11 protein-coding genes are annotated in these 14,975 nt (G+C 36.7%); 1 reads left to right on the top strand and 10 read right to left on the bottom strand.

Annotated features, from left to right (window positions below; genetic code table 11):
• Positions 1-107: 107 nt before the first annotated feature.
• The 10 genes from IM797_RS27755 to IM797_RS27710 form a co-directional block, all read right to left on the bottom strand.
• The gene (locus IM797_RS27755; protein WP_194130490.1) at positions 108-1,163 is read right to left on the bottom strand and encodes a macro domain-containing protein; all 1,056 of its coding nucleotides are present in this window, start codon (positions 1,161-1,163) and stop codon (positions 108-110) included.
• Positions 1,163-1,810 (bottom strand): DUF4433 domain-containing protein, encoded by a 648-nt coding sequence (locus IM797_RS27750; protein ID WP_194130489.1) that lies wholly within the window; start codon positions 1,808-1,810, stop codon positions 1,163-1,165. The genes IM797_RS27755 and IM797_RS27750 overlap by 1 nt, the downstream gene beginning before the upstream one ends.
• Positions 1,811-2,047: 237 nt before the next feature.
• The gene (locus IM797_RS27745; protein WP_228099173.1) at positions 2,048-5,146 is read right to left on the bottom strand and encodes a DEAD/DEAH box helicase; all 3,099 of its coding nucleotides are present in this window, start codon (positions 5,144-5,146) and stop codon (positions 2,048-2,050) included.
• 234 nt (positions 5,147-5,380) lie between these two features.
• Positions 5,381-5,704, bottom strand: a complete 324-nt coding sequence (locus IM797_RS27740) for a hypothetical protein (protein WP_194130487.1) — start codon at positions 5,702-5,704, stop codon at positions 5,381-5,383.
• Between the two features lie 151 nt (positions 5,705-5,855).
• Positions 5,856-6,134 carry a transposase gene (locus tag IM797_RS27735; RefSeq protein WP_194130486.1) on the bottom strand — a complete coding sequence of 93 codons (279 nt, stop codon included), beginning with the start codon at positions 6,132-6,134 and terminating at the stop codon, positions 5,856-5,858.
• A gap of 85 nt (positions 6,135-6,219) precedes the next feature.
• Positions 6,220-6,918 (bottom strand): FRG domain-containing protein, encoded by a 699-nt coding sequence (locus IM797_RS27730; RefSeq protein ID WP_194130485.1) that lies wholly within the window; start codon positions 6,916-6,918, stop codon positions 6,220-6,222.
• A 14-nt stretch (positions 6,919-6,932) separates the two neighbouring features.
• Complete coding sequence (locus tag IM797_RS27725) at positions 6,933-7,859, bottom strand: endonuclease NucS domain-containing protein (RefSeq protein ID WP_194130484.1); 927 nt, start codon at positions 7,857-7,859, stop codon at positions 6,933-6,935.
• 9 nt (positions 7,860-7,868) lie between these two features.
• A complete protein-coding gene (locus tag IM797_RS27720) occupies positions 7,869-10,883 on the bottom strand; it encodes a type I restriction endonuclease subunit R (RefSeq protein ID WP_194130483.1) in 3,015 nt (1,004 codons plus the stop codon).
• Positions 10,884-10,929: 46 nt separating this feature from the next.
• On the bottom strand, positions 10,930-12,324 hold the full coding sequence (locus IM797_RS27715) for a restriction endonuclease subunit S (RefSeq protein ID WP_194130482.1): 1,395 nt from the start codon (positions 12,322-12,324) through the stop codon (positions 10,930-10,932).
• Positions 12,324-14,042 carry a class I SAM-dependent DNA methyltransferase gene (locus IM797_RS27710; protein WP_194130481.1) on the bottom strand — a complete coding sequence of 573 codons (1,719 nt, stop codon included), beginning with the start codon at positions 14,040-14,042 and terminating at the stop codon, positions 12,324-12,326. Before IM797_RS27710 ends, IM797_RS27715 begins: the two co-directional genes overlap by 1 nt.
• Positions 14,043-14,562: 520 nt before the next feature.
• Here IM797_RS27710 and IM797_RS27705 point away from each other — a divergent pair.
• Positions 14,563-14,838, top strand: a complete 276-nt coding sequence (locus IM797_RS27705) for a hypothetical protein (protein WP_194130480.1) — start codon at positions 14,563-14,565, stop codon at positions 14,836-14,838.
• Positions 14,839-14,975 lie beyond the last annotated feature (137 nt).

Below are 14,975 nucleotides of genomic sequence, written 5' to 3'. Positions count from 1 at the left end.
CTGCCACTTTTGTTGAAATTTTGTTCTGTTTATCTGGGGCTATTTAGCCTTCCTATTTTCAGATACAGACAACTATCTCCTTTTTAGACGCCTAAAAAGTAAAACAGTTAATTTAATGTGAATGTACTCTTATATTCAGACAATTGTTGGTCAGCGATATCGACGTACCTAGGCTTGAACAATTTTTGTTTACGCTCAGACCATTTCGCAATTTTTGAAATTATTCCTTGTCTATCTATGCCAGGATTTTCTTTCTTAACAAAGTCAACTGTAGCTAATATTTCCAAAGATAATGCTGACTCAAAGCCATCTATCAATTTAACTAGATTCGCGAGTCTTGTTTTCTGTTCGGCAGTAAACTCTTTTTTCACATAGATTTTTAATTCCTCTAATTTGTCGTATTGCAAATCCAAAGGTTCAAAAGCCTTGGCGCTCATTTGCTCCAAACCTTTAATATATTTTCCGTTTAATGCATGTATGACATGTTCCACTCCAACGCTATAAGGACCGTAATGACTAGCAGTGAATTTTAACTTATTCAATGACTTTTCGCCTAAACGCTGCAAGAAATATGCTAGTTTATTGGCCACAAAAAGACTAGTGTTTTCACCAAGAGAATCGTAATAAAACATAGCATATAATAGCATCGCTCGCGCCGACGTTAGTTTTACATCCTTATTTACCTCTTGTTGTTTAAGTAACTCCTTAACCGCCTCATTTGGTTCAAAGATTTGGATATCAACATCAGATAGGTGACCTAGGTGTTGCTCAATCATAGGTTTAACTTTTTCCCATTTTAACCCTCCATTACCGCAACCTAGAGGCGGTATTGCTATACTGGATATTTTGTAATCAACGATCACTTCAGCTAATCTTTGCAATCCTTTTTCGATAAAATCATATTGAGACTTCTTGAACCACTCAGTTTTAGTTGGGAAGTTAATAATTAATCGATCACCATGCATTGAAGTCTCTTTCACTACTAAAAGATCACCGATATTAAATTCTTTCTTTTTGCATGCAGCTGCATACAGTCTGTAGTTTTCAGGAAACTGTTCTTTAAATTGCAATGCAATACCTTTTCCCATCACACCAACGGTATTGACAGTGTTCACTAATGCCTGAGCTTTAGCTGTAAGTAAATTACCTTTTAAAAATCTCATTAATAATAATAGTTACCACTAGGATTTACCCGAACTGGAATTTCTAAACCTAAACTCTCAACTATTTGTTCAATTTGCAAAGCTACACTTTTATTATGAGTAACTAGCCCAAGAATACAGTTTACCGGCACATGAAATCTAACCAAGAATTCCGCTTGTTTATGTCGCATTTTATCAAAATCTTCTTCTGTATTGTTCCAATAACGAAGGTCTACTTTATCCCAATAGACTTCATCAAGATCATCCAATTTATTATAGAACGCTGAAATCTTTTTTTTTGCATGGCCATCTGTAAAACACCATTCTTCACACTGATTAACAATGTCATCAACTTTACAAACAATATACACAATTTTTTCTTGAGGAAGACGATTTACACCACTACCACCAGTTTTTATTTTCAATAACATTGGCGAAAGTCTTCCAAAATAAAATGGAATAAATTCGCCCAAAGAACCTCCAGGAGGATTGATGCCAACGGGATAGTCGTGTCTATTGCGTATTAAATCACTATCTCCAATATTGATATAATTCGGATCTGCTTTTTCATGTTCACGATTAAAAAGGCCATGTGTCAGCAGATACTCAATGTTATCAATATGAACAATACGATAGATTTTTACAATATTTGGAGGTTTACCTGGCATTTTTGGTACAATTATAATCAAACTTTGGAAAAGCAACAAACTTCAAAAAGACGTTTAGCGAGAATCAACGCATTTGAGTTAAGTCTGTCAATTTCCTTTGAATAAACAGAATTTCGTTCGCCAACCCAAATCCAAACGATCAAGATAAACTTTGCAATCCTACGATCCATAAGATGCAAATTTTTGAGGATAACATAGTCTAAGAACTGAGTCGCAAGATTACATTTCCCTCTAAAATTAATTATTAAAATAACATTTCAGTTTAGTCTCAGTCATTTCTACAACTGTACCGTAAATTGACCCTAGAAAATCCATCATCTCGTCAGTTAACCTCGATGATTTCACACCTGGTTGAGCTATCGCAAACTCAAAAGTTGTGTTTGTATAACGGATAGCTTTTCGGATTCTTTCAAGATCTTGTTTCTGACCATAATAAAATCGTTTACCTTTCAATACACCTGTTCCATCTCTCCTTTCCATATGTTTTAGCAACTCTTCAGGTTTCCACTTGTAACGAAGTGATACAATAGCCTGGCCACATACCTCGAACAGATCATTTAAACGCGATCCGGCTTTCTGTTTTGAATATTTGCAATGAATCAATTCAAACCTAATAAGGTAGTCTTCATGGAAAATTGCCACTATGTCGGCAGACTCTCCTGAATTATCGTCATTAAAAACAATTGTGGCTCCAGCATCAACCAATTTCTTCATCATATATTCCTGCACGGAATTTTCTCTTACTTGACCTTTCATATACATTGATTCGGTCTGATAGTTCACCTGATCCCAAGGTAATATATGAATTCTGTCTTTTGGAATCTTTACATTTTGGGAAACATTGTAATTGGTATGAATGCTTCCGGAAATTGTACAACCATTCAAAAGAAACATAGTAGGTGGATTTTCCTCAAAAAACCTTTTGAGGAACACGGGATCAGCCTTCAGGCCTTCAATCATTATTTTACTATCGTCAAGGCCAGTGATGCTATGTCCGCGCTCTCCCCCTAAATGAATTGAGAAAGGTATTTCTTTATCTAAAACGGTCAGGACAAAATCGGCATGCTCCTTATTTACCGCCACATTCTTTAAAACACATTCCGACAACATCACCGATGTCTTTGAGTCAACAGTAAGCATGAGTTTATGGATGCGAACATATAATTCCTCTGACCAATCAGTAGCCAAGACAATATCCTCTGGGTAAACATCAAGCTGTTTCTTCTCAGCTGAATTCTCCAGAAGTTGGTTTGAGTCAATCGTTTCATCTGTGATTAGTTTGCCAACATTCAGACACCAGGTCTTCCATTGTTTCAAATCGCCTATGCGGGCCGGGCTCCAGACTTTTCCTTTTACAGAAGCCCCAACGCTCACTGGGAAACCGTCCCGGAAACCAATGCCTACAAAATCCGATTTCTGACATCTCTTTCCTTCTTTCCAGCGACTCAGTTCAGTAGTTACGTCTGCACCACTTAACCTTGAATATCTGTGCAAGTGATTAGCCGGTTTAAATATCCCGGCATGTACAATACTCAGGCGTTTAATAGCATCAAATGCGCGAAACACACAGTCTCCGTTCAACATGATTGGCTTTTTGCCACTGACGAGTTCAACAAGCTTCTCCACATCCAGTAGCTTTTCCGTATAACCGATATATAATAATTGACTTTCCGGATCGTGATGCATAACAATAAGATCCCAGGTCTGGTCCCGAAGTTTATCAGTCTTTGCCCATTTCACTTTTTCGCGTTTCTGAGTGCTGAAGTAAAATACGTTTTCACTTTGATTGTAATACGGTTGGGTCAATGCATATCGATTTATATTGAAAGCATCCTTGAAATGCTTCCATTCCACTTTTTCACAGCTAAAGCAAACACAACTGAGCGCTGGGTATACCAATTTTGGATTCAATTCCAGGTTTGCAGAATCAAAGCCAGAAAATGGCTTGCATCCCTGTAAAAATGTTAATAGTGACTCTGCGTCTGCTTTTTTTGCATCTGCAATTTGACTGATTACAAATTCCCATCCTGAGCCTTCTTGAAGCAGGTTCTCCAGATCAATTGTTAAGTTTTCATCCGCAAAGTTTACAATAAAAGCTGCTTCACCCAGTCCAGGCTGTGTTCTTGCAAAACGACCTATGAATTGTAGCAAAACTCCGAGCGATTTGTGCAATTTATGAACTGCCGCAATCTTGAAATCGGGAAAATCAAAACCTTCTTTCAACATATCTACGCAGATTACGATATCATAATCACCGTTTTTAATTTGATCGATGACTTTCTTCTTGTTTTTGGTGCCCGAATGCACCAACGCGATTCGTTCACTCGGGTACCACTCCTTGTAATTCAGATATAGTTCCTCGGCGTGCTTTTGCTTTTCAGTGCGAACCATAACCTTATGACGTTTTAGACCATTTTTACGATCTTCTGCTAAGCGAGCCATAGCCGCATCTGCTATCGCCTGGTCTTTAAGTTTTGGATAACGCTGATCTACCGAAATTAAAGATATTTTAGAGAACACTTCATCAGCAAGTGCTTGTTTGAGTGTATAATTATATACAACTACACCTTCAACTGGTGCTTTATCATTTCGATAAGGTGTCGCTGTAAACTGTACGATTTTAGCCTTACCGAACAAATTTTTTAAATATTTCCATTCAGAGGCCTCAATATGATGAGCCTCATCAAAAAATACATGGGAGAAAATACTCTTTAGCTTATTCTGAACTTCCAGAGCAGCCCTTGCCAGGAGTCCAGGTGTTGAAACTACTACTTGTGCATCATTCAACTCATTCACCTCAGTCAAAGTTTTACTCAAGACAGCGATTATCGGGTTTGGCTTACCGTGTGTAATAACCCCAAGTTCCCTTAATTTACCGAAGGTTGCAAATTTCTCTGCTGTTTGTAATTTCAGATCTATAGTTGGTACAATAATCAAAGTTCGCTCGGCCTTATCGGCCAGTGCAGAAACAAACATGGTCTCAGTTTTGCCCGTTCCTGTTGGTAAAACGACCATTGCAGGATCCCTTGAGAAGGACCAATGTGGCAATAAGCCATAAACAGCTCCTTTTTGTGCCTTTCTTAAAGACAATCCAGTTGCCCCTATTCCTTCAATAAATAAACTATCCTTGCTGGGCGCATCTTTGATATCTGCCAAGCTGATAAATTGATACTGTCCTTTATTATGCTTCAATTTAGCAAAGAAATCAACATTATGTGCTGACGAGATTTTGTAAACACTATCTTGCTGCTCAATCCCTGTGAATTGATGCTTCCCTTTGGGTACAGCAATATGGAGAAGCTCGCCAGACTTTAGTGATTTTTGAGTAAAAAACAAAGGCTTTTTCAGGTCGACATTAAATGTAATAGGAAGATTTAGCTTAGTTTGTTGAGTCATAGCGTTAGATTTGGTTTTACATTCCTGGCATGCATTTACGAGGCATCCCAGGTATTAAGAATAATGGTTAGAAATTCTTCAATTGCTAATATACAAGATTTCAAATTGACAACAATAAAAGTATTTAAGTTCTTAAATGAACATCTATTCCACGGCTAATAATCATAAGTTCACCTATTGCAACAAAGCCCTCCTTCGTTCAATCTCAGCATTCAAGCTTTGGAACCATTCCTGACAAACTTTCAGTTCATAAATCATTTGTTCCTTAGTCTGTTTATTCACAGTTCTCCAATACCCATTTGAACTTGTTTCAGCCCCTTCATATAATGTAATTTTCACCTCAGATAAGTCCTTGTTTATCGCTTCTACATAAAACATCGCCTTTGAAGTATTGGCGTCTTTGGATGAACCCACCCAAAAACGTTGCATTGCAGCATTCTTGTTCTCTATGCGTTTACTTGCATTAATCAGACCTGTCTCCTTATCTGCACGTTCCACTATATAGCTAATTCTAGATTTAGATCGCTCTCTCCCTGAGGCTTATAATAAAATCCAGATCTGTGAATATTCAACATACTACACTGATCTGTGATACTGAACTGGTCATCTTTTACAACCATCAGCCTGCGTTCTGCAATGCAGTACTTCATTATAACTTTTTTTTTAGCCACTCATTCTGCATCTGAAGTTTGCCTATTTGCTCATATAAGCGGGCCTCAGTAGCCTCATTTTCCTTAGTATCGGTTTGCTTCTCGGAAAATACTGCCGAGCTATTTTCTAAAAAATGCTTCTTCCAGCTCGATATCTGGGTAGGATGAATATCATACTGCAAGGCTAATTCAGCTATCGATTTCTGCTCTTTTAAAGCCTCTATAGCTACTTTCACCTTGAATTCTGCACTAAACTTCTTTCTGCTAACTTTTTTCATCTGTCAATAAATTTACGGTTTTTTTTTAGACCTTAAATCATCGACCTAATATTGGGGAGTATTATATCACACACATATTTCAAAATCAATGATTGTTAGTTCTCAACCACTTTACATACTGCGCTACCCCTTCCAAATCAGGAAACATAGTTGATTGATGAATACCTAAATGCTCAACGGCCTTTTTCAACTTCTTTCGGCAATCAGCTGATATCTTAATTACTTCAAGATTTTTTAATTCCACTTCAGTATTTGGATCTGGATGGACGGTGAATAATCCCGATTGAGCAATTATTCTCTTTGTTAAATGCTTAGGCAAAAAAAGTGTGATTTCTTTAATGTCGAAAGGTTCAAATATCGGATCTAAATCTCCAGATATATCCTTATCCCAAACATACAATAAACTATCTGTAACAACTTCATGCTTATTCCATTCATCTTTAACTGCAAAAAACACGGCAACTATTGGATTCCAAGTCCAATCCAATAATCTAGTTGGCAATCCATGATGTTGGGCTAACGCCAGCAGTTCTAAATCATTACATACGTTGTCAATAAAAGGATACGACTTTTGCCTAAACAGCTGTAACATCTTTCTTTCACCTTCTTGCGTAAACGCCATTCCGTTAGCATTTTTACATCTACCAACACTTGGGATGAGTTTATAATTAGATGATTTTACACCCCGATATAATTTTGATTTTTTAGACTCAGCATTCTCTTTTAGAAAATCAAATAAATCGTTTACAGAATCTATGTTTGTAATTTTCTTCCTATTTTCCATCTAGCCCGCTATGTTTAATTCTTAAACAATTTAAAACTAACCTTGTAACGATAGAAAGATATATTATTTGTAACAGATAAAGCTCTTCTAATTTTAAGGTCATCATCTAAAGCAATAATAACGCCTTTTACAGTTTGTCCAGGCTCTGCAAGTTCTTGTAAAACATACCCCATATATCGCTGTATCTGTCCTACGACCTGATCGCTTGCCCTCCCTCTCTTTAACTCCACAATTAAAAGTTCCTTTTTGTCTTTGCTGACCGCTAGAATATCAATTGGGCCAGTATCACTCGGATATTGTCTCCCCACAATTTCACCTTCGTCTTCGAAGATATCATAAATCTTACCTAATTCGGTTTGCTTCCAATTATGCACCAGAAAGTCCTCCAAGTGCTTCTCTAATGCAAACACAGTTGGATCTTCTATCGAAGGATCAGTCGATACAATTGATGGTAGATCAGGCGTAATAAGAAAATTTTCTATTTCGACGCCATATTTTGTAATTAGAGACACCGTTCCTATCGACCCTGTTGAATTTTTTAGTTCCATGCTCATCTCCGACCTATCGATAGTTTCATTGAACCATTTTACAGACCTACGATGTGGCAAAAGCTGTCCCGACTTGTAAAAATATTCTCCCATGACTTCACCAACATGATAAGAGCCAAAACCGTCAGGAGAAAGGATAAAGTCACCAACATGGATGCCTTTTGCAATTGTATGAAGTGCTCCGCAAGCCAGGCCGGCCGCTATTTTTGTTTTTTCCGGGTATTTATTAAGAAAATAAGGGATGAACTCTTTATTGAATTCCCTCCAGTTCTCAGGTAAATTATTGCTTAAATCGAACTCAAATCCAAAATCGGCTCCAATAAAACCTTCTGTAAAGCAATCATTTGCATAAATACTGCCTTTGCCAAGCATAATTCTATAGTAGTTCTTCATAATGAGACACTATTTCAATTCGTTTAATTTGTTATAAACCTTTTTCAACATGTAGGCTTTAACCAAGCCACCAAACTCTTTATCGTCCATCATCTTCGAAAATATATCCTGATTTTGTTCCATGCGACCAATCAGTTTGTCCATAAATACATCTTCAAAACCAAACTTGAAATTCTCTATTGTATTACTTTGCGCTTGTTGAGATAGTTTCTTATCGGCAAGAAGCTCAGCTTCTATTTGGTCAAAAAACAATTTGTCGGCATCGTTAAATTCTGTAGCAAAGCGTTTATTCAACACTTCAATAATCTCAGAAAGAGCAGCACGTTCTTCCTTATTCATTCGAATACCTGACTCGTTACTACCATCCAGGCCGTACTCTCCGTTAGAATCCATTATAATATTTGTCTCTCCTACCTTCTGGAGTCTATAATATTCCAATGATACTTCATCACTCAACTTAAACTTGTCAGTAATATTTCTTGGCAATGTTCTTAATAGAAACTTACAATAAGTATACAATTTTTCCAAGTTGACATCAGTAAAGGGCATAATTTGAGTTAGGAAAGCGTATAGCTTAACAAAAGAATGAACTGAGTTTTTAAAATCCTCTTGAGTTGATCCTGCTGTTAACACATCGCCCTTCGGATTTTCAATAGGAAGTTGTTTAAAACGATCTACCGCTGGTGCTGTGTATGCATATAGCTTTTTCTGTTCACCAACTGACAAGGAACGAACTGACTTGAAATAAACATTACAGAAACTGTCAACTTCACTATCCCAGATCACTTGTGCTCTCTTAATTTCGGACTCCAAATCATGTAAATGATTAGGATCTGTGGTACTGTCAACGGTGGTTAGCTCATAATATGGTTGAAAAGATTGTAAAATATCTTCGGTCTCGTTTGCGAAATCAAGCACAAACGTATCTTCCTTACCAGGATGCATTCTATTTAAACGCGACAGCGTTTGAACGGCCTTTACACCAGATAGCTTCTTATCCACATACATTGTATGAAGAAGTGGCTGATCAAAACCGGTCTGATATTTATCGGCAACTAATAATAATTGATACTCCTGAGTATTGAATTTCTGGGGTACCTCCTTCTCCTTGAATCCGTTGAGCTCTACTTCTGTTACTCCGTCAGGATATACATCATAAATTACCTTACCAGAGAATGCTATAATGGTTTTTATATCGGAATAACCTTTATCTTTCAGATATCTATCGAACTCTTCTTTGTAACGTACAGCATGTAGACGCGAACTGGTCACAACCATCGCTTTTGCTTGCCCTCCTATCTTTTTTGATGCTACTTGTCGGAAGTGCTCAACCATGACCTCAGTCTTTTGTGCAAGATTATGAGGATGAAGCGATAAGAACCTGGCAATTGCGCTGGCAGCCTGCTTTTTATTAACTTCAGGATCGTCTTCGATTTGTTTAGATAGCCTAAAGAACGTTTTATATGTAGTATAATTGCTTAACACATCCAAAATGAATCCTTCCTCTACCGCCTGTTTCATGGAATAAAGATGGAATGGTTTAGGTTTACTATCCACGTCTGGAGTTCCAAAAACCTCAACAGTTTTGGCCTTGGGAGTTGCGGTGAATGCGAAGAAACTCAAATTGTCCTGTCTTCCGCGCGCCTGCATGGACTTACGAATCTCATCCTCAGCATCCTCGTCCAAACCACTATAAATCTCATCTTTTTCTGCTTCTTCAAGCGATTTATATGCAAGAACCTCTTTCAACTTCTTGCTAGCTTCTCCCCCTTGTGACGAATGAGCCTCATCTACTATGACAGCATATTTCCGGTTTGGGAGTTCCCCTATTTTGCTCAAGACAAACGGAAACTTTTGCAGGGTGGTTATGATGATATTAGACTTAGTAGAAATGGCATCCGCTAACTGCTGTGAATCTTTATCAATTTTAGTAACAACACCAGGCTTATGTTCGAACTGATAGATTGTATTTTGCAGTTGACTATCTAATACCTTACGGTCTGTGATAACAATAACGGAATCAAAGATTCGATCGTTATTAGTATCATGTAAACTAGACAACCTATAAGACAACCATGCTATAGAATTGGATTTACCCGAACCTGCTGAATGTTGTATCAAATAATTCCGCCCCGCGCCATGCTCCCGTGCATCAAATTCTAATTTCCGGACAATCTCTAACTGATGGTATCTCGGAAAAATGACACTTTCTTTCTTCTTTGAAATACCATCAAATTCAAATTCCTCGACGCTCAGATGCAGAAACTTCCCGATAATATCCATTAAGCTGTCTTTCGTCCAGACATATTCCCATAAATAAGAAGTCCGATATCCGTTTTTATTAATTGGATTACCCGCGCCATTGTTAAAACCCATATTAAACGGTAGGTAACGGGTTTGCTTACCGGCGAGCTTAGTCGTCATCAAACACTCGTCAGCATCTACCGCAAAGTGCACCAATGTTCTTTTTTTAAACTGAAAAATGGGTTCGCTTGGTTCCCGATCGTACACATACTGCTTTTTTGCATCATTAATATTTTGCCCAGTAAATTGGTTTTTAAGCTCGATTGTAGCTACAGGCAAGCCATTTAAACTTAAAACCATATCTAAGCTGTTATTGCCCTTACGTTCGTAGTATAATTGGCGGGTTACAGTAAGCTGATTGCTATCGTAAAGTTTGGCCGCTGATGTATTTAGGGTAGATTCTGGTTTTAGATAGCCCATTTTAAACTTTACGCCATAATCAGTAAAGCCGTTGCGGATAATATCTAAGGTACCCCGTAAATCCAGCTCCTTAAGCAAGCGGCTTAAAACTTTTTTCTCGACATCGTCTTTATGGATGGTTGAGATTTTCATCCATTCCTTGGGTTGCGATGTTTTTAAGAAATCGGTAATGTAAGTTGGGAATAAACCTAAATCAACGTTGAAATCTGTGGAAAAGCCTTTGCTATAATCACCATCCTTTATTAAGGATTCTTCTATTGCTGCTTCGAAGGTATGTTCCGTATGAATTCCGCTTGTCATAATTGAGATTATTAATTTAAGTTTCTTCGTGTATTGAATTCGTTATCTAAATATTTATAAGTGTTTCCGCAGATTCAGTAACGCAGTCAGCTATAACTTCATGTTGTACATCTACTTTACCTGTTACTACTTCCGAAATTAATGCTATTTTATACTCTTTTAAAAGTTCGATTTCTTGTTGAACTTTTAAAACTAATTTTTCATTAGTATCGCTATGTTCTTTGATATGATCAAGTATCTTTTCTTGCTCGTTAATTGGTGGGACAATTATATAAAGATTGTTTATAATTGAGAGAGTTATTCTTGTTAATGCAGACCCCTGGAGAGAACTTAACATTTGTTCAACGTTTATTTTGCTTACCAAAAAATGTTTAAGGTACGACGGATTAATGAATTTTAATTTCGCTCGAATAATTGCAAGTGATGACAAGATGACAAAATCATTATCTTCCTGGACAATAGAGGCTCTGCCAATAGTACCATCCTTTGTTAACAATATATCATTTTCTTTCGGACGACAACCATTACGTTCCAGAATTAAAAAATCATCGTCAGAAATATATTTACAATTCTCAAAATCAATTGTGTTTTCTTTTACATCTTTTACTGATATGTATCTTTTACCAGATTCTAGTGACGGTGGGCTGAAATGTGACCCATCAGTAATCAACTCACAAAAAAACTTCAGTTTCCCTATTGTCCAAGACTCAGGAATTTCTCCCAACCATTCGACACTACTATCTTTCATCGGGAAATTGGTATCTAAACCTTTCGTCACCGCTTGGTTAATCATAGCCGTTCGCTCTTCATTTAATAACTCAAGTAGCTTTTGCTTATCAGCAATGAGTTTATCCAGTTCAGAAGTTCTCTTTTCTAAAAACGAACTGATTATAATCTGTTCATTAAGTGGAGGAAAAACAAATTTTAATTTTTTTAAGGTATTAAGCCCAATCCTTAATCGTGTTGACCCAGAGCTATTTAATTCTGCTTGACTACGAAAATAATTGGAATTTATTGAGTAAGTAGCAAATTGACTATTAGAGACATTATCATTAACTACTAATCTTATACCGTCTGACGCCATTACAAATCTAGATTCAGTATTAGGAATAATACAAGCTCTTGCAACTGGGTCTGCCATTTTTGCAATTATAATTTCACCTGGAAAAATATTGCAGCTAGAAAGGCTATCAGCCTTTTCATTTGAAGTATATATTTTATAATCGTCGTTGAATGTCCCGTCACCAATATTTTGAAGTTGGATAATTCTAACTCCTTCCACCGTATAATCGTCAAATTTTAAATCTGAGCCAAACGGGCCTCCAGTAAAAGAATACTTTTCATTTTTTGCTAATGCTTGTAAATTCTTCGTTTCCCAATGACTTGGTATTTCTCCAATACCCTCAATACCAGAATCTTTATAACTTTCGTATCTCTTCATTAGGCAATCACCTCATTAATTAAACCCAAAGTTTCTTTTTCTAAAGCCATAATATCTTTACGGATATCGGCTAAACTGCGTAAGGGCTTGTATTGGTAAAAGTATTTGGTAAAGTTCAGCTCGTAGCCAATTTTAGTTTTGCTTTCATCTATCCAGGCATCGGGTACATGAGGCAGTACTTCTCTTTTTAAGTAAGCTTTGATATCTTCTTTCAGTGGTATATTTTCCGTATCCCGCAAGCTACTATCCGCTTTTGGTAAACCTTTTCTATCTAACTTAATATTTCCTTTGGCATCACGTTCTGGTCTTTCAACGGTGACTTTCGAATATCCAAAATCTTTGTTATCAAATATTTTGCTGTAATCGTTGGCGATAAAATCGCCATAAGTTTCAGTAATGGAAGTAATGTGGTTTGTTGCTAATTCGTTACGTTTATTACCAAGCGATTTACTCATCTTTTTAAATAAGTCGACCGCATTGATTAACTGTACTTTTCCTTTTCTATTTTTAGGTTTATGATTAGAAATTAACCAGATGTAGGTGCTAATTCCTGTGTTGTAGAACAATTGGTTGGGTAAAGCAATTACAGCCTCCAACATATCGTTTTCTATAATCCATTGCCTGATACTAGATTCATTTTTGGTACTACTAGGGCTACCTGAAAACATTGGAGAACCGTTAAACACAATGGCTAAACGAGAACCCTCCGGTTTCATTTTCGCAATAAGATGCATTAAAAATAAAAATGAGCCATCACTTGTTGAGGGTAACCCTGCACCAAATCGCCCACCAAATCCTTTTTCATCATGCTCGGCTTTCACTTTTTTGGCTATCTTTTCCCATTTTACTCCAAAAGGCGGGTTGGTAATCAAATAATCAAACTGTTCGCCAGCTAAGTGGTCTTCAGATATACTATTTCCCTTTTTAATGTTGATTGGGTTTTGCCCTTTAATCAACATATCCGATTTGCAGATAGCATACGATTCGGGGTTAAGTTCCTGACCAAAGACTTCTAAACGGGCATTGGGATTAAGTTCGTTTAAATATTCTTCGGCAACGCTTAACATCCCTCCTGTTCCTGCACAGCAATCGTAAATGGTTTTTACAATTCCTTTTTTGGTTAAAATATCGTGATCGTTTAAGAATAACAAATTAATCATTAAGCGAATAACCTCACGAGGAGTAAAGTGCTCTCCTGCTGTTTCGTTAGATATCTCCGCAAATTTTCGAATTAATTCTTCAAATAGATAACCCATTTCCATGCTGCTCACCTTATCAGGGTGCAAATCAATTTCCTGAAAACGTTTTACCACCATAAATAGGAGGTTATTGTCATCCATACGGTTGATCTGATTTTCGAATTCGAATTGTTCTATAATCTCCCTAGCCTCAGCAGAAAAACCATTTATATAATCACGCAGGTTTGCGGCAATATTATTAGGATCGGCAATTAGCTTGTCGAAATCAAAGTTACTTCGGTTATGAAAACTATAACCTGCAACCTTATTCAAAATCGGATCGATATTCTGAATTTTCATAACAGTCGATTGCTCGTACTTTCTTAATACATCAGCTTTCGTTTTTTCTAAGACACAATCCAGTCTCCGTAATACCGTTAGTGGAAGTATCACCTTACCATAATCACTTTGTTTGTAATCCCCACGCAATAAGTCGGCTATTGCCCAAATAAAATTGGCTGTTTCTTTAAAATTCTTCATTTTTTCGCAAAAAATTACTTTAGTCCAAAGGTACCTTAACAAACTACAATGAGCCTATCAAATTAAATTTATTATCTTGTTAAAAGAAACCTTAAAAAGGTTCCAACATAGCATAATTGCTTTTACATTTGATCTACAGACAGATATGTATGTATTTTATTGTACTCTCAGGTATATGCAATATGCCCATTAATTTTCAAAAAAATTCTAAAACATCAACATAATTAGACAAAAAGACAATATTTTAAGGGTACCATTTTATTAAACAAATCAACACAACACCCCATATGATAAACAACTATACTTCATCTAAAATTGCAGTACCGAGAAGAACAGTGTGAATATTTGGTCCAGATTAGTCTTTTGCCATAAGAATCACGATTATTGACATTGAAATCAGCCTGCCATATATATTTACCGTAGAATTACAAAGTATTTTTGACCGGTAAGTAGGAAATAAGATATCTTTACCTATGCAAATAGGTTGCACAGGTAATATCTATCCTTGTAGAAAACCGTTATGATGACTATAGATCGCACACCTGCAGCCAAAGTAAAAAATGCAATTAAATATTTTCAGGATCGCATACCTTCTCCCTCAAATATTAAAATCCGTAAGCTTTTACAACTTGCAAATGAATATGCCATGAACCACTCTGGCGTACCCATAACCTGGCTTACTGAAGATCAGAATAAGACGATTGACCACAATTCAATAGCAGAATTTGATGATTCGGCATTTTCTGACTATGAGATTGATATAATGGATCTAATTATCAGACGATATCGCAATTAGCTACCACCCTACAAAAGGTAGCTCCATTTACTGGAAACAACCAGATGAATAAAATGCCGCCTATTACTTTACTCAACCGTATGAAAAAGGAGAACGTTTCAATCGTATAAAAATCTTAGCAAGGGGTAACAAAATCC

It is taken from the genome of Pedobacter sp. MC2016-24, assembly GCF_015223055.1.
Lineage (GTDB): Bacteria > Bacteroidota > Bacteroidia > Sphingobacteriales > Sphingobacteriaceae > Pedobacter.
The sequence above is the reverse complement of the archived record's forward strand: the minus strand, read 5'-3'. Positions and strand labels throughout refer to the sequence as shown.